This is a genomic window from Micromonospora sp. CPCC 206060 (genome assembly GCF_036906895.1).
Classification (GTDB): Bacteria; Actinomycetota; Actinomycetes; order Mycobacteriales; family Micromonosporaceae; genus Micromonospora.
This window is the reverse complement of record NZ_JBAKHU010000003.1, coordinates 170,845-186,683: the sequence shown is the minus strand read 5'-3', so window position 1 is coordinate 186,683 and position 15,839 is coordinate 170,845. Positions and strand designations below refer to the sequence as shown.

The 15,839-nt window shown below is 71.9% G+C and carries 13 protein-coding genes; 6 read left to right on the top strand and 7 right to left on the bottom strand.

From position 1 onward, the window contains the following. Positions 1-142 precede the first annotated feature (142 nt). Both V6U90_RS04905 and V6U90_RS04900 read left to right on the top strand, forming a co-directional pair. Positions 143-880, top strand: coding sequence for an NAD-dependent epimerase/dehydratase family protein (locus tag V6U90_RS04905; protein ID WP_334431343.1), 738 nt, complete (start codon positions 143-145; stop codon positions 878-880). Next, positions 874-1,224, top strand: a complete 351-nt coding sequence (locus V6U90_RS04900) for a hypothetical protein (RefSeq protein WP_334431342.1) — start codon at positions 874-876, stop codon at positions 1,222-1,224. The genes V6U90_RS04905 and V6U90_RS04900 overlap by 7 nt, the downstream gene beginning before the upstream one ends. Positions 1,225-1,370: 146 nt before the next feature. Here V6U90_RS04900 and V6U90_RS04895 read toward each other — a convergent pair whose 3' ends face one another. The 6 genes from V6U90_RS04895 to V6U90_RS04870 all read right to left on the bottom strand — a co-directional run bounded on the left by V6U90_RS04895 (position 1,371) and on the right by V6U90_RS04870 (position 6,205). Beyond that, entirely contained in the window at positions 1,371-2,126 is a 756-nt protein-coding gene (locus V6U90_RS04895) for a ZIP family metal transporter (protein WP_334431341.1), read from the bottom strand. Between the two features lie 87 nt (positions 2,127-2,213). Then, complete coding sequence (locus tag V6U90_RS04890) at positions 2,214-3,401, bottom strand: GNAT family N-acetyltransferase (protein ID WP_334431340.1); 1,188 nt, start codon at positions 3,399-3,401, stop codon at positions 2,214-2,216. Positions 3,402-3,563: 162 nt separating this feature from the next. Further along, on the bottom strand, positions 3,564-4,259 hold the full coding sequence (locus V6U90_RS04885) for a hypothetical protein (RefSeq protein WP_334431339.1): 696 nt from the start codon (positions 4,257-4,259) through the stop codon (positions 3,564-3,566). After that, on the bottom strand, positions 4,259-5,098 hold the full coding sequence (locus tag V6U90_RS04880; RefSeq protein ID WP_334431338.1) for an ATP-binding cassette domain-containing protein: 840 nt from the start codon (positions 5,096-5,098) through the stop codon (positions 4,259-4,261). Before V6U90_RS04880 ends, V6U90_RS04885 begins: the two co-directional genes overlap by 1 nt. Further along, positions 5,095-5,433 (bottom strand): PadR family transcriptional regulator, encoded by a 339-nt coding sequence (locus V6U90_RS04875; RefSeq protein WP_334431337.1) that lies wholly within the window; start codon positions 5,431-5,433, stop codon positions 5,095-5,097. Before V6U90_RS04875 ends, V6U90_RS04880 begins: the two co-directional genes overlap by 4 nt. 40 nt (positions 5,434-5,473) lie before the next feature. Continuing rightward, positions 5,474-6,205, bottom strand: a complete 732-nt coding sequence (locus tag V6U90_RS04870) for a PP2C family protein-serine/threonine phosphatase (protein ID WP_334431336.1) — start codon at positions 6,203-6,205, stop codon at positions 5,474-5,476. 63 nt (positions 6,206-6,268) lie between these two features. Here V6U90_RS04870 and V6U90_RS04865 point away from each other — a divergent pair, with 63 nt between their 5' ends. From V6U90_RS04865 to V6U90_RS04850, 4 genes are all read left to right on the top strand, one after another. Continuing rightward, positions 6,269-7,357: a response regulator transcription factor gene (locus V6U90_RS04865; RefSeq protein ID WP_334431335.1), complete on the top strand. Its 1,089-nt coding sequence runs from the start codon at positions 6,269-6,271 to the stop codon at positions 7,355-7,357. A 271-nt stretch (positions 7,358-7,628) separates the two neighbouring features. Then, positions 7,629-9,470, top strand: a complete 1,842-nt coding sequence (locus V6U90_RS04860) for an SCO2524 family protein (RefSeq protein WP_334431334.1) — start codon at positions 7,629-7,631, stop codon at positions 9,468-9,470. Position 9,471: 1 nt separating this feature from the next. After that, positions 9,472-10,389: an SCO2523 family variant P-loop protein gene (locus tag V6U90_RS04855; RefSeq protein ID WP_334431333.1), complete on the top strand. Its 918-nt coding sequence runs from the start codon at positions 9,472-9,474 to the stop codon at positions 10,387-10,389. Continuing rightward, positions 10,386-11,345 carry an SCO2522 family protein gene (locus V6U90_RS04850; RefSeq protein ID WP_334431332.1) on the top strand — a complete coding sequence of 320 codons (960 nt, stop codon included), beginning with the start codon at positions 10,386-10,388 and terminating at the stop codon, positions 11,343-11,345. Before V6U90_RS04855 ends, V6U90_RS04850 begins: the two co-directional genes overlap by 4 nt. A gap of 98 nt (positions 11,346-11,443) precedes the next feature. On the opposite strand, the gene V6U90_RS04845 is transcribed toward V6U90_RS04850, so the two are convergent. Further along, on the bottom strand, positions 11,444-15,790 hold the full coding sequence (locus tag V6U90_RS04845) for a HEAT repeat domain-containing protein (protein WP_334431331.1): 4,347 nt from the start codon (positions 15,788-15,790) through the stop codon (positions 11,444-11,446). Positions 15,791-15,839: the final 49 nt, after the last annotated feature.

The following is a 15,839-nucleotide window of genomic DNA, read 5'->3' as shown; positions in this document are numbered from 1 at the left end:
CCTCCGTCAATCCCGGACGAATAGCCCGGTCCGGGCCGGGAAGACCGTCGCCGCCACCGGAGGACGGGAACGACGCCGCCGGGACCGGATCTTTCACCGTCCGTGAACGATTCAGGGCGTCCGGACCGGGTACCGGACCGGAATGCGGATCGTCATCGTGGGTGCCAGTGGCAATGTCGGTACCGCCCTGCTGCGGCGCCTGCACCGGGAACCGGGTCTGGAACTCGTCGGTGTGGCCCGCCGGCCGCCGCAGGCCGGCGCCGGTACGCCGTACGACGCCGTCCGGTGGCACGCACAGGACATCGGTGTCCCCGGTGCGGCGGACGAGCTGACCCGGATCTGCACCGGGGCGGACGCGGTCGTACACCTGGCCTGGCAGATCCAGCCCAGTCACGACCAGCAGGTACTGCACCGTACCAACGTGGCCGGCAGCCGGGCGGTGTTCGACGCGGTGCGCCGTGCCGGTGTACCGGCCCTGGTCCACGCCTCCTCCGTCGGCGCGTGCGCGCCGGGGCCGAAGGACCGGACGGTGGACGAGAGTTGGCCGGTGACCGGGGTGCGCGGGTCGTCGTACAGCCGGGACAAGGCCGAGGTGGAGGCGATGCTGGACCGGGTCGAGGCGGAGCAGCCGGGGTTACGGGTGGTCCGGCTCCGACCCGGCCTGATCTTCCAGCGGGAGGCCGGTACCGAGATCAGCCGATACTTCCTCGGGCCGCTGGCTCCGGTACGCCTGCTGCGGTTCGGCCGGATCCCCCTGGTGCCGGCGAACCGGCGGCTACGGATGCAGGCGGTACACGCCGACGACGTGGCGGACGCGTACGCCCGGGCGGTCCTGGGCGACGCCCGGGGGGCTTCAACATCGCCGCCGACCCGGTGCTGACCCCGGAACTGGTGGCCCGGCACTTTCACGGCCGTACGGTACCGGTACCCGGTCCGGTGCTGCGGGCCGCCGCCGCGCTCACCTGGCGGGCCCGGCTGCAACCGGTCGATGCCGGCTGGGTGCAGTTGGCGTTGGGCGTACCGCTGCTGTCGACCAACCGGGCGCGGACCGAACTCGGCTGGCGGCCGACGGTGGACGCGGTGACCGCGCTCCGCGAACTCTTCGCCGGGATGGCCGGGCGGGCGCACACCGCCAGCGCCCCGCTCTCCGGCGCGACCGGTCTCGCCGGCCGGCCCGGTGGACTCGTCCGGGGCCGGGTGCCGGGCCACGGGAACCCGTACTGATCGGGTCAGCTCAGCGTCGAGCCGCTGACCTGGGGGCGCGCCCCGCGCCGAGGAAGAAGATCGCCCCACCGCCGCTGCCCGGCGACACCGGCCGACGTGAGCACGTCGCCGTCGTCGACGGAAGGTGCTGCCCACCCCGGCCCCGGTCAGACGCCGGAGTGGGAGAGCGCGAACGCGGTCAGGAATCCGGCGACCGTGATCAGCCCGACGAGCAGGTGGGCGCCCTCGAACGCCTCCGGGATCATGGTGTCGGCGGTCATCGCCAGGATCGCCCCGGCGGCCAGCGCCGTGATCGTGGCCAGCACCACCGGGGGAGCGCCACCGAGCAGGGCGTACCCGGCGAGCGCAGCCGCGCCGCTGACCAGGGCGATCCCGCCCCAGAGGGCGAGGATCCAGCGACGGGGCCGGCCGGCGCCGAGCATCCCCGCTGCGCTGGACAGCCCCTCGGGCAGGTTGCTGAGGAAGACCGCTGCCACGGTCACCGCGCTGACCGTGCCGCCGGTGACCAGGCCGGCGCCGATGACCACCGATTCGGGTACGCCGTCGAGCAGCGCGCCGACCGCGATCGCCGAGCCGGAGCCGGGCTGTTCCCGCTCGGACGGCTGCTGCCGGCCGGACCGCTTCCGGTGCCGGGCGCCCCGCCGGGCCAGCAGCACGTTGGCGCCGGTGTAGGCGAGGGCGCCGGCAGCGGCACCGGTCGCGGTGGGCGCCAGTCCGGCGCTCTCGTGGGCCTCGCTGATCAGTTCGAACGAGACGGCCGAGAGCAGCACCCCGGCGCCGAACGCCATGATCGAGGCGATCAGCCGTTGCGGTACCGGCACCAGGACCCCGAGGACCGCCCCGATCAGCAGAGCCGACCCGGCCACCAGTCCCCAGCCACCCGCCTGCAACCACCCCGGCACAGCCGCACATTCTGCCCTGTTGTGGACGACGGCAGACCGGGAAGACCCGGCTGGTCGGCGTCGGAGCTGGTGGGACGGGGTGGGGCGTCAGAAGGCGCTGAACATGTACGGGAGTTGACGCGGGAAGATCCGGCGCAGCTCGGCTGCGGCGTCCGGTCCGATCGTCCCGTGGCCGCGCAGCCCCACCTCCACCGGGTCGAGCACCCCGTAGACCAGGGCGGAGAGTCCGGCTGCGGTGAGTACGGCGGTGGGCGCGGGTGCCCCGGCGCTGCCGACCTCCAGGTGCCCGCTGGTGCCGTCGAGCAGGTGGGTGCCGGCGAGGTAACGGTCGTCGGCCAGTTCGATCCGGACCCGGCCCGGCCCGGTGGGCAGACCGGGCAGTGCCTCCAGGGACAGTAGCCGGGCCATCGGGGCGGCGTAGTCCGGCTGGGACACCCGCGCCTCGGTGGTGACGGCGAAGTCGGTGCCCCACAGTTCGGGGAACTCGTCGGCTGGCACCTCGACCCTGATCCGGCTCACCTGGCCGGCGTGGCCGGCGAGGAAGCGCAGCAGCAATGCACGGGCCACCGGGTCAGCCGCGAGCAGGTCGTCACCGACCAGGTCGCCGGCATGGTCGTCGATCCGGTAGGTGAGCGTGCCGACGGTGGCCCCGTCGATCTCGGCGGTGACCAGCCACCGTTCGTCCATGTCGCGTACGCGCTCGGCCCAGCGCCCGCAGAAGATCGAGAAACCGTGCCGCTGGTGCAGGCACCGCTCGGTGAACTCCCGGTACCGGGGGTAGCCGGCGCTGATCCGCTGCCAGCTGACCTCGCCGGGCAGGTCGGCGCGGAGCAGCGGGCCGAGATCCTGGGGTGCGAAGGTGGCGGTCCGGGACAGCGGTAGCCCGACGTAACCGAACCGTTCGTAGAACGAGGGGCGGAACGGGTAGAGGGCGCTGACCAGGTGCCCCTCGTCGCGCATCTCGTCGAGTAGCTGGTGCAGCAGCCGGCGGACGTGGCCCTGCCGGCGGGACAGCGGGTGCGAGGCCACCCCGGCCACCCCGGCCATCGGCAGGATGGCACTGCGGACGTTCTGCCGCATCGGGATCGCGGTCGCCGTGGCGAGCGAGGTGTCCCCGTCGAGGACCACCAGCGTGCGGTTGTCCTCGTGGAGCGCCGCCAGCCTGCGGGCCTGGTCGGTCCGGTCGGCCGTCTCGGGGGAGGGCTGGAAGGCGTACATGCGCAGCGGGAAGCTGTGCGTCACCAACTCGTCCGTGGTCAACCGGCGGATCTCCATCCGCCCATCCCAACGCCCCCTGCCGTACCCGCGCAACCGGATTCGGGTGGTGGGTGACGTGATCCACTCCGTTCCCAGGAGGTCGGGTGGTCCGCACCGGGCGGACGCCCCGTTTTCCTGGAAACGGAGCAGCGCGGCGGGGTGTGTGTGCCCGCAGGGGGATCAGTGCGCGGGCAGGTAGCGGATGTGCCGACGACGGCGCAGCCGGATGGTGAACACCCCCGCGACCAGCAGCACCAGCATGAGGGTGACGGCCAGCCCGTGCAGGCCACCCCGGAGAAGGTAACCGTCGCCGGTCCGGTCGACCGCCCAGGTGGCGATCTCCCGGCTGGCCCAGAACGGGGTGAACTTCGCGCCGGTCCCCGCCGGATCGATCAGCATCTGGACGGCGACCACGGTGAGCAGCAGCAGGGTGCCCTCCAGGTCGCGGGGGAGCACCGCCCCGATCAGCATGCCGAACGGCGCCGCCACCGCCACGCAGCAGAGCATCGCGGCGGCCACCCCGCCGTACCGGACGAAGTCGGGCGCGTCGACGAGTACCAGCAGCAGGAACGGCACGGACAGCACCAGTCCCAGCGCCCAGAGACCGATCATCCGGCCCAGGTAGAGGTGGTGCGGCCGGTACCCGGCCAGCCGGAGCCGGGGTTCCAGCTCGCGTGCGGCGCCGGTGGCGAACAGGGCGGCGGTGCTCACCGCCCAGGCCACGCCGAGCATCAGCGACCGGATCGACTGGCCGACGTAGCCGTCCCGCCGGATCAGGTAGAACGCCAGCGGCATGAGCAGCAGCAGGGCCAGCACACCCCGACGGCGTACCAGTTCCCGCAGGGTCATCTCGGCGATGGTGAACAGCCGGCCCATCAGCGGCCTCCCCGGGTGGTCGCGGCAGGGGTCAGATCGAGTACGACGTCCACCCGGTCGAGCTGGGTGAGCAGGTGGGTGACCACCACGACCGCCCTACCGGCGTCCCGGAGCTGCCAGAGCTGGTCCCAGAAGTTGATGTACGTGCCCCGGTCGAAGCCCTGGTAGGGCTCGTCGAGCAGCAGCACGTCCGGTTGGGTCATCGTGGTCAGGGCGAGGTTGAGCTTCTGCCGGGTGCCGCCGGAGAGGTGCCGGGCGAGGGTGTCGGACGGGGCGTCCCAGCCGAGGACCCGTACCGCCGAGCGACCGTCGGTCAGCGCCTGCCGGCGGCTGATCCCCTGGCCCGCGCCGAAGAGCGTGAAGTGCTCGTCCGCCAGCAGGAAGTCGGCGGTGCCGCCCTGCTGCGGGCAGTACCCGAGGCTGCCGACCACCTGCACCTGGCCGCTGTCCGGTGTGATCAGTCCGGCGCAGATGCGTAGGAAGGTGCTCTTGCCGCAGCCGTTGGCGCCGACGATGGCGGCGATCTGCCCGGCCCGTACGGTGAGGTCGGCGGAGTGCAGGACGGTCCGCCGGCCGTACCGCTTGCTGATGCCGGTCGCGTGCAGCCGGACCGGACCGGGCCGGCGGGCCGGGCCCGGCGGTGGCGGTGGCGGCGGGCCGAGGCTGTCGGCGACGGCCGAGGCGTACCCGGACGGGTTGCCGAACACCTGGGTCGGATGCTCGCCGCTCTCGCGCAGGTGGGTGGCGGCCTCGGCGACCACGTGCCGGGCGGTCTCCGGATCCACCCCGCGCCGGCCCAGCTCCGCTGCGAACGCGTCCAGCCACTGCGCACCGTTCACCTGTCGTCCCCCTTGCCGATGAGCGTGGTCACCCTGGTGCTGAAGGTCTGCCAGTCGTGCCCGCCGTGCCGGAGGGCCTGCCGCCCGGTCTCGGTGAGCCGGTAGTACTTCCGGGCCGGGCCGGCGTCGCCGGCCCGCCAGTCGGCGACGATCAGTCCGGTGCGCTGCAACCGCAGCAGTACCGGGTAGAGCGTGCCGCCCTGGATCGGGCCGATGCCGGCCATGTCGAGCGCCTGGGCGAGCTGGTAGCCGTAGGACTCCTGCTCGTCGAGCAGGGCCAGTACGCAGAGGTCGAGCACGCCGCGCAGCCACTGGCTGCGCCGGTCGGTCTCCATGGAGGGGACGATAGCGGAGCTACCTAGCTGGTTCAACTACCTAGTGGACCGGCCCCACCAGGTCGACATCGGCCACCACGACCGTCACGTTGTCCGGGGCGCCGGCCTGGTGGGCCAGCTTGACCAGCTGCTCCACGCACTGCTGGCGGTCGGTGTAGCTGGCCAGGGCGGTGCCGATCGCGATGTCCTCGACGTAGTCGGAGAGCCCGTCACTGCACAGCAGCAACCGGTCACCGGGTACGACGGCAAGCACCCCGATCGCAGGTGGCCGGTCCTCACCCTGCACCGCCTGGGTGATCAGGGACCGCTGCGGGTGCCGGCGGGCCTCCTCCACGGTGAGCGCGCCCTGGTCGACCAGCGCCTGCACGAAGGTGTCGTCCCGGGTGAGCTGGCGCAGCATCCCCTGACGGAACAGATAGCAGCGGGAGTCACCGACCTGGGCGATGGTCAACCGGTCGGCGGCGAGCAGCCCGGCGGTGAGGGTGGTACCCATCCCCTCCCGGGCCGGGTCGGAGCCGATCGCGGCCCGGATCCGTTGGTTGGCGATACTGATCGCGGCGCGGAGGACGGCGGGCGCCTCCTCCGGCGTACCGGGCAGCGCCAGGTCGTGCAGGATCCGGATGACGATCTCGCTGGCCACCTCGCCGGCCGGTAGCCCGCCCATCCCGTCCGCCACCGCCACCAGCCGTTCGCCGGCCAGGGCGGTGTCCTCGTTGTTGGCCCGGACCAGGCCGGCGTCGCTGAGTATGGCGGTACGGAGGATCAGGGTCATGCATATCAGCTTGCCAAGAACACCATGCGTTCGTCTCTACGCACTAGTGCGTAGAGTTGTCCCATGATGCCGGTGTCCATGGTCGGGCGGCATGGTGAACTTGCCGAGCTGCGCCGGGCATGGCGGCGGGTCACCCACGGGCGACGCCCGGTCCCCCGGACCGTGGTGATCACCGGAGCCGCCGGGGTGGGCAAGAGTCTGCTGGTCGCGGCGGGGCTCGACGGCTTCGCACCCCGACCGCGGATCGTGCTCTCCGGTGCCGCCCGGGTGCACGAGCCGGCGCCGTACGACTGGCTCGCCGCCGTACTGAGCTGCCGGGACACCCACGAGCTGCCGTTGCCGGCCGACGCGCTGGCCTGGCTCGCCCAGCAGCCCAACGCCCCCCGGGAGCGGTACGCGCCGGGGGCCCTGCTGCGGCTGGCGGTACGCGCGGTGCGGCTGCTGGTCGGTACCGGCCCGGCGGTCGTGATCGTCGAGGACCTGCACGCCCTCGACCCGGCCAGCCTCAACCTGGTCGGCGAGCTGGCCGCCGCGCCGGACCTGCCGGTGCTGGTCATCGTGGCGAGCCGGCCGCCCTCCGCCGCCGTGGACCCGCACCTGACCGCCCGGACGCTCGCCCGGCTCTCCGGTGCCCCGGGGGCTGTCCGGCAGCACCTCGGACCGCTGTCCCGTACCGAGGTCGCCGAGGTGCTGGCCCAGGTGTACGAGAGTCGGATGCCCCCACCGCCGGTGGTGGACGTGGTGTGGCAGCGGACCGGGGGCAACCCGTACTGGCTGACCGAGTTGCTGGCCGCCCATTCCGGGCAGCATCCGGAGGCGTTGGCCCGCCAGCCGCTGCCGGAGCATCTGCACCTGCCCGCCGCGCGCACGGCGGACCCCGCACGGGTGGCCGGCACCGGCGTCGCGGAGGCCGGACCCGTGCCGGCCGTCGGTGTCGCGGAGGCCGAACTCACCGGCCGGGAGATCGAGGTGCTCGGCTGCCTCGCCGCCGGCATGTCCAACAAGCAGGTGGCCCGGTCGCTCGGCATCTCCGTCCGGACGGTCACCGTGCACGTCTCCAACCTGCTGCGCAAGACCGGCTCGGCCTCCCGGACAGAGGCCGCGCTCTGGGCGGTGCAGCGGCGGTTGCCGGTACCCGCGCCGCGTCCCTGACCGGCCGGCGGACGTCCGTTTTCACCACCACTGGGGAAGTGCGTCCCGTCGCGCCCCGCCCTCTTTCTGCCCGCTTGACGCGTACGCCATCATTGGCTGATAAGACGCGGATCCTCAATGGTCGGACCCTCCACCGGGTCCGGTCTCTCAGGAGCCTCGTTCACGTTTCTCCGACAGCTTCTCGTATTCGGCAGGTTCCGGCGCCCCGCACCGGTGAACACGAAACGGCTGGTGGAGCGGGCGGTGAATGGCGGATGGTGGTGCAGGACAGATGAGGATTCAGCCTCGTCAGCAGCTTCTGGAGATCTGGGCGGCCACCGTACGGGCGTCCTGGCGCGACGACCAGTGGCACTGGGGTGGCCGGGACGGCTCCAATTCGATCAGTGACGCGGAGCAACTGCTCTGCCTGTTGCTACCGGCGACCCGGGTACCGACATTCAAGATCGACAACCCGAACGAATCAGCGTCCGAGATGATCCGCGTCCTGCGTCCGCTCGGTAACGCGACGCAGATACCCCGGGTCCTGATCAGGGTGCTTACCGAGTATTTCACCAAGTACACCGACGAATCGGGGACACCGGTCTTCTCGGGCGGCAGCTATTTCGAGGTGCACCACGAGGGAGGGCCGCCGACCAGCGACCAGAAGCGTCTCGACATCGTCGACTCTTTCGCGATGTCGGTGACGTTGTCGCTGGCCACCGTCGGTTTCCTCAAGGTCTTCCGGAAGACGGTGACCCGCAGCGAGACCCACCAGGAGATCGACCGGCTGGAGCAGTTCGCCAGCATCCGGTTGAGCGCCGCGATGGTCGGGCTGCTACGCAGCTTCTCGGTCTATCCCTTCGACGCCGACTCTCCCGAGGGCCAGGCGCTGATCCGTACCGTCAACCAGGGACATCTGCCCGAACGGCAGGTCGTCGCCCAGCTGCGCAGCGCGCTCGAACAGACCATGGCGAGTTTCCGTGAGATCACCATCGGCTCCGGCCAGGTGCTCGAGCTGGACCCGGCCGACCGGCTCTTCGAGTGTGGCTGGTCCTGGGGGGTGGTCAAGGACGCCCCCGCGATCAAGACCGAGGAGCCGGTCGGCGAACAGCCGAAGGGACTCGCGCAGGACGCCCCGTACCTCTACTTCACGGTCATCGCCCTGGACGCGATCGAGGACCTCTTCTCCGAACGGACCCGCATCCTGGGCCTGCTCAACGAGGAACAGCAACGGCTGGCCCGCGCCCTGCAACTGCGCTGGGAGCTGACCCGGACGTACTGGGCCAAGGTGGCGACCTTCGGTGAAGGCCCCCGCTGGCCGTTGGAGGACATCCCCTGGCGTACCACCGACCAGGAGTCGTCGGACTATTTCACCCTGCTGGTCACCTCGCTGGCGGTGAAGGGTCTGGTCAACGACCGGGGGTCGGACGCCGAGCTCTCCCGGGTCGGTGCGGTGCTGACCGAGCTGGCGAACCGGGCCCGGATCACCCGCCGGACCTACGAGCACGACCCGGCGTTGGCCCTGCACAGTCCGGGCGTACGGTTCCATCTGGTCGGCAGCGACCTGCTCGGTGGTTCACAGCTCTCCTGGGTGGTCAGCGACTTCTCCGCACTCCTGCTGCAACGCGCGGCGGTCATCGCGAAGCTGCTCAGCGACGCGCGGCACCGGGACGAGGTGCTCGACCTCGCCGACCGGACCTGGGACCACCTGTTACTCCGGCGTCTCGCCGAGGGCCCCGGCCGGAGCCTGTGGGACCAGCCGGACCGGGTCTTCAACCGGGTGCCGTTGCACTACGCCGAACCCTCCTGGTACCACACCGAGCGGGTGGTGCACGGGCTGGTCAACAGCGCCGAGATCCTCGCCCACCCGCCGCTGCGCAGCGAAAGGCTCGCGGCGATGGCGCGGGACCTGCTCAGCGAGGCGGAGCACCTCTACGACATGGAGCTGCTCAGCGGTACCGCCGAGGCCAATCCCCGGCTGCGCGAGTCGATGTACAACATCCGGGTCAACCTGCGCCGGGGTCGGGAGATCCTCCAGGACAAGCCGGGCGCGTCCATGGCCCTCGCCCTCGACGTGCTGCTCACCCTCGACGAGTTCGAGGCGGCCCGGCGCGACGTGACGGAGGCGGGCTGACATGCTGATCTTCGCGACGTCCGACAAGGGTGGCACCGGCCGCTCGGTGACCAGCAGCAACGTGCTCTACCGCAGCGCGTTGCAGGGCAGTGACGTCTGCTACCTCGACTTCGACTTCGGCTCGCCGACCGCCGGGGCGATCTTCAACATCAACCACGCGCTGCGCGGTACCACCCGGGGCGGCCTGCACTCCTACCTGGACGGGGCGCTCGCCGAGCCGCAGCGGATCGACGTGTGGGCCGATTCCGACCGGCCCAGCCTGCGGGACCGTCCGCCCGGCGCGGGCCGGCTGGTGCTGCTACCCGGGGACAGCGGTGGCGGCGAGTTCCCCAACACCCGGGAGAACATCGAACGCTGCGGCCGGCTCTTCCTCCGGCTGGACGAGGAGTTCGACGTCATCCTGATCGACCTCAGCGCCGGCCGGTCGTACGCCACCGAGATCGTGCTCGCCGCGACCGCGCGGCCGGAGTTGAGGGAGCTCCGCTGGCGCTGGCTGGTGTTCCACCGCTGGACCCGGCAGCACGTCCTCGCCGCCTCCGGACTGGTCCACGGGCAGCGGGGCATCCTGGAGTCCGCCGAACGGAACGGCCACGACCGGGCCCGGGTGGCTAATTCGCTGCGGTTCGTCCGTACCGCCGTGGTCGACCCTGACTCGCCCGAGCTGGAAGGGCTCCAGCCGGCCCAGCTCGCCTGGCTGCGGGCCTGCAACCAGGACCTGCTGGAGCTGGCCAGCCGGGAGCGGGTCGGCCGCACCCTGGTGCTCGGTTCGGTCCCGCTGGACCCGGTGCTCCAGTGGCGGGAGCAGCTCATCTCGGACAACGACGTGTGGGCCCGGCGGATCGCCAACCGGGAGACGGTGGAGGCGTTCGACTCCCTGGCCAAGCGGATCGTCGACGACACGGCCTGGGAGACGCTGTGAACCGCCCGGGAGTGACCTTCGAGGAGACCACTGCCAGACGCACCGTCGAATCGGTCCCGCTGTCGCACCTCTCGATCGAGCTGGGTCACCTCTACATCGAGGAGTTCGCCGGCGGGGTGGAGCAGTTGCGCCGGCACTTCACCCGGATCGCGCCGTGGGTGGCCGCCGCGCGGCAGTCGTGTTCCGCCCGGACCCCGACCGGCCGGGCCCGGATCAGCACCTGCTTTCTGATCGACGACTACTTCACCCGGTTCAGCACCCCCGGTGAGGTGATGCGGCTGACCACCGAGGCCGCCCGGGACACCGGCCTGGTCATCGACTATTTCGCCCGGGAATCGGGCTGTGCGCGGGCTGACGACATCCCGCTGGCCGAGCTGGTGCTGACCCAGCTCGTCTCGGACCCGGTACCGGAGACCACCGGGGACCGCCCACCGACCACCGAGACCGGTTGGCTCTGCAACGGCCGAAGATCGCCGACCGTCGGGCCCGGCCAGGCGATGAGCGGGGACCGCGCCTGGCTGCCGCCGGCCCAGAACGCGGTCAACCGGCACTCCATTTTTCTCGATGTCGAACTCTGGGACGAGGTGGACGGTGGCCGTCGCTGGTCCTGCCCGTTCCTCGCCGCCGTCTGGCAACTGATGCGTCTCGGCCTGCTCCGGCACGACGGTGAACGGGTCACCAACCCGTACCAGCTCGACGACTGGCCGGACGAGTGGGACGAGCTGCCCGCCGTGGTCAAACTCAACCCGCACGCCGCCCCGTTCAGCGCGTACCGGACGTTCTCCGTGCTCGGGTCGCGGTTCCTGCCGGTGGAGCACGCGGTGCGGACCATCCTCAGCCAGGTCTCGGTGACCCCGGCGGTACTCGACCAGATCCACACCCGCAGCCGCGCCGAACATATCGACCTGCCGAAGGATCTCATCGAGCGGATCGAGTACGCCTTCGTGCACGACTGAACCTTCTTCCGCCTCCCGTCGCGGTCCGTCGTGGCCGCAGGTGGGGATCGGGGCGCAGCCGCCGCAGGGGCCCGGTGGAAAAAGGTCCACTGACCGGCTCACGGGCCGAGGTCCGGCAGGTGATCGGGGTCGGCTTCCGGTAGCCAGGTCAACGCCTGCCCGGCCAGCCGCCGGAAACCCGGATCGGCATCGTCGCGGGCCAACCCGGCCAGGACCGACCGGGTCGTCTCGTCCCGACCGAAGTGCAGGCCGAGGACGAGCACCGCTGTTCCGCGTACCGACCAGTCCGGGTCGACCAGCCGGTCGACGAAGAGCGTCCGGACCTCCGGGTGATCGGCCAGCCGCTCCCCGAGCACCCGCAGCACCTCCCGGCGTACCTGCACGTCGGCATCGTCGGTGGCCCGCCGGATCAGCAACTCCCGCACCGTCCGGTCGGCACCGAACCACTCACCCAGTACGCGCAGCGCCACACACCGCACCGGTACGTCGTCGCCGGTGGCCCGCTCCACCAGCATCCGGCACTGTTCCTGGTCCGGGCCGGCGGACCGGACCACGGCCACCGCCGCCTCCCGGACCACCTCCGCGTCCGGATCGTCGCGTACCCGCTCCAGCAGCAGTTCCCGGGCTGCCACGTCCACCTCGAACCGCTCGACCAGCAGGCGTACCGCCACCAGCCGGATCCGCGCGTTGCCCGGATCACGCACCCGCCCGACCAGCAGTTCCCGGGTCGGCCCGGTGGCGCCGTCGCGGTCCAGCACGGTGGTCGCCGCATGCGCGAAGACCGGACCGTCGGCGTCCTGCCGGGCCCGGTCCACCAGCAGCGCGTCGGAGTACCCGACCTCGCCGGTGACCGCCCGGAGCGCAGCCAGCCGGACCGTCGGGTCGCTGTCCGCCCGGGCCCGACCGATCATCAACCGGCGCATCGCGTCGTTGCCGGGTACACACTCGGCGAGCGCGGCGACCGCGGCGAGCCGGATGTCGGCGTCCGGGTCGTCGGCGGCCAGCCCGGTCAGCGCGGTCCGTACCGCCGGATCGAGGCCGACCCGGTCCACCAGTGACCGGACCGCGACCAGCCGGACCCGGGCGTCCGGGTCGGTCCGGGCCAGGCGGCTCAACGCGGCCCCGGCGCTCGGCTCGGTGCCGATCCGGTCGGCGAGCGCGACCGCGGCGAGCAGCCGGACATCCGCGTCGGCGTCCCGGTCGGCCACCCCGACCAGGAGATCGACCAGCGACGGGTCCCGGTGGACCGACCGCACCAGCAGTTTCAGTGCCGCCCGGCGGACCGCCTCGTCCGCGTCGTGGTGCAGCCGCTTCACCAGCAGGTCCCGCAGCTCGACGGTGCCCCAACCCTGATCCAGGACGCACCGGCCGGCCGCCCGGACCACCCCGACGTCCCGGTCCGCCCGGACCCGGTCCAGCAGCAGTTCGCGGACGGCCGGGTCCGCGGCGAAGCGCTCACCGAGGACCCGCACCACCGCCCGGCGGAGCACCCGGTCGGTGTCGTCGCCGGCCCGTGCGACCAGCAGGTCACGGACGGCCGCCCCGGCGGCGAACCGCTCCACCAGCACCTGCGCCGCCGTCCGCACCACCGTCGGGTCCCGGTCGGTACGCAGGCAGTCCAGCAGTTCCCCGCGCAGCCCGTCGTCGCCGGGGTACCGCTCACCGAGCAGCCCGACGGCAGCCAGCCGGACGGCCGGGTGTTCGTCCACCCGGACGCGCTGGCGCAGCAGGTCGCGTACCCCGGGGCGGGTGTCGAAACGCTCGCCGAGCGCCTGGACGGCGGCGAGCCGGACCTTGTGGTACCGGTCCGCGCCGGCCCGTTCCAGCAGCAGGTCACCCGCCTTCGGGTCGCCGCCGAAGCGTTCGCCGACCGCCTGCACGGCCGCCAGGCGTACCCCGGAGTAGTCCTCGTCACGGGCCCGTCGGATCAGCCGGTCGCGGGTCCGCGTGGCAGCGGCCTCGTGCGCCGCGCTGTCGACGGCGGTCGTCGCCAGCTGGGCCACCTCGGCCAGGCCGGCCACCGAGGCGTACGCCGCCGGACTGTCCCGGATCGACCCGAGGACCTCGTCGAACAGGTCGTCGATCCGCTCGGCGGGGGTGGCGAGCAGGGCCGCCAGGCGGGCGGCGTGTGCCGAAACCGGGCTCCAGACCACCCGGACACCACGGCGCTTGTACCAGGACAGATAGCTCTCCCGCCCCGGCCAGTTCGCGCCGATCGCCTTCGCCGCCGGCAGAATCTCCTCCTCGAACAGGGCGGCGGTCTCGGTGTCGTCGATCCCGACGCCGTGCTCCAGCAGCAGGATGATCTGTCGCAGCAGGGCCCGGGCCGGGCGTTCGACGGTGCTGACGTTGCGTACCTCGGCGAGGCACTGCACGGCCAGGGCGAGGTTCCACGGCGGCGGGGTGAACGGGCCCGGCGGCCAGGGCCGGTTGACCTCGCTGGTCAGCAGCTCGATCAACTGGGCGCTGTACCGGTGGTGCAGGGCCCCGCAGAGCAGCCGTAGCACCTCCCGCCAGGAGTTGTCCCCCCAGTGCTCGCGGTACAGCTCCCGAAGCTCGTCGAAGGTGAGCACCTGGTCGTGCTGGAACCGGGTGAGCAGCGCCTCGGCGCAGAAGAACTCCAGGAAGGTGCGGTGCACGAAGCCATAGACGTGCGGGCCGTACCGGCTGAGGATGAAGTTGCGCTCGCGAAACTGCCGGATCATCGCGAGGGCGCCGGCCCGGGCTGCGGCCCGGTCCCGCTGGTACCGCTCGACGAGGTAGTTCTCGAAGATCTCGTGCAGCTCCTCGGCCGGGATGCAGTTGACCGCCAGACCGCGTTCGGCGGACTGCATCCGGTGGGCCAGCCGGCGTAGCAGCTCCTTCTTGTCCTCGGTGTCGATGAAGTCCGAGCCCTGGTTTCGGTCGTGCAGGTGCCGGTTGACGTCCCACTGCTCCACCAGCACGGTGGCCGCGTGGTCGTAGAGCTTCCAGCGTTCCCGGGGCAGCTCCTGGTGCCTGCCGACGATCGCCAGGATGGTCAGCAGCAGCGGGTTACCGGCCAACTCGCGGATGGCCTGGGAGTGCCGCATCGTGTCCAGCAGCCGGGCCCGCTGGAGTCGGCCGTCCTCCGGCCGGTCCCGCATGGCCAGCCGGTACCAACTGGCGAGGAACTCGTCCACCTGCGCCGGGGTCAGGTCCTGGAGGGTGTAGTGCCTGAACCCGGCCTCGGTGAGGACCCGGCGGGAGTAGTCGACGCTCCGCGAGGTGACGATGACCCGGACGTCGGGGTGGTCCGTGGCGAATCCGGCGATCTGGCTGGTCACCTCCTCCCGGCGGCGCCGGTCGAGGATCTCGTCGAGACCGTCGAAGATGAAGACCGCCCGCCCTCCGTCGTCGAGGTGCCGCAGCAGGTCGCCCCGCTCCACCCCGAGCCCGTCGGTGCCGGCCCGCTGGTCCAGGTAGTCGATGAAACCCTGGGCCCGGCCCCCGGCGGCCCAGGCGACGTACGACCGGAGTTCCACCAGCAACGGCAGATGGTCGTTGAGCGCCCCGAGCCGGTCGTCGGGGTGACCGGAGGCGAGGGAGAGCACCACGTACCGGGCGGCGGTGGACTTGCCTGCTCCCGGATCGCCGAGCAGCACCATCGTGCGTCGGTCCGGGGAGCCGAGTACGTCGAAGAGGCGCTGCAGCGGCTTCGCCCGGTGTGCCTCGCGCAGGTGCACCAGGTCGGGCGGGTCCACGTTGGCCAGTGCGCCGTCAATGCGGGACCAGCCGTCGTGCAGCGTCCGGAGCAGCCACTCCCGAGGCAGTTCCACCGGCGGCGGGTCCTCGCGTACGGAGGGCTCGACGAAGACCGAGGCGAGCTGGATCTGGAGGTAGTCCTCGGTCTGGGCCGGGGTGAGCGCGTCGGAGTCGAGCACCCCGTAGTGCTGGCGCAGCCGGGCGAGGTACCGGGTGAGGGTGTCCTGCCCGAGGGCGGGTGGCCCGGGTGCCGGCCGGGCACGCTCGGCGAGGCAGTTCGCCACCGCTGCGGTCACCAGGGTCGCCAGGTCGGCCGGGTCGGTGAACGGGCTGCACATGTGCCGGCCGGCCAGTTCCGCCCGGAGCCGTTCGATCCGGTCGGCGTCCCCGTTTCGGTCGACGTGCCGGCGGGGCCAGGGGGCGTCCTCGTCGAGCAGGAAGATCAGGCACGGTTTGCCGGTGCTGACCGCCTCCCGGTACTCCAGTTCGGTGATCGACCGGTCGTACCCGGTCGGGATGAAGCCGTAGCGCCAGGCGAATATGCCGATGTAGATGTCGCACTCGCGGACGTCGGCGAGACACCGTTCCAGGGGGCGGCGGTCCTCAGCGACGTAGGACTCCATGGCGACGTCCTCCACCCGTAGCCGGCGGAGGGCGAGCTGCACCGCGGCGCGACATTCCTGTAGATCGCGGAAGGTCGCGGAAACGTAGACCTTGGTCACGGCGGCTCCCTTGTGGCGTGAGCGGCGCGTGTCGCAACCGTAGCAACGG

What these genes read in the sequence shown, in the direction of transcription:
- V6U90_RS04855 (WP_334431333.1), top strand. Translation starts at nt 9,472, where the DNA reads ATGCTGATCTTCGCGACGTCCGACAAGGGTGGCACCGGCCGCTCGGTG.
- V6U90_RS04905 (WP_334431343.1), top strand. Translation starts at nt 143, where the DNA reads ATGCGGATCGTCATCGTGGGTGCCAGTGGCAATGTCGGTACCGCCCTG.
- V6U90_RS04890 (WP_334431340.1), bottom strand. Translation starts at nt 3,401, where the DNA reads ATGGAGATCCGCCGGTTGACCACGGACGAGTTGGTGACGCACAGCTTC.
- V6U90_RS04875 (WP_334431337.1), bottom strand. Translation starts at nt 5,433, where the DNA reads ATGGAGACCGACCGGCGCAGCCAGTGGCTGCGCGGCGTGCTCGACCTC.
- V6U90_RS04860 (WP_334431334.1), top strand. Translation starts at nt 7,629, where the DNA reads ATGAGGATTCAGCCTCGTCAGCAGCTTCTGGAGATCTGGGCGGCCACC.
- V6U90_RS04885 (WP_334431339.1), bottom strand. Translation starts at nt 4,259, where the DNA reads ATGGGCCGGCTGTTCACCATCGCCGAGATGACCCTGCGGGAACTGGTA.
- V6U90_RS04870 (WP_334431336.1), bottom strand. Translation starts at nt 6,205, where the DNA reads ATGACCCTGATCCTCCGTACCGCCATACTCAGCGACGCCGGCCTGGTC.
- V6U90_RS04865 (WP_334431335.1), top strand. Translation starts at nt 6,269, where the DNA reads ATGATGCCGGTGTCCATGGTCGGGCGGCATGGTGAACTTGCCGAGCTG.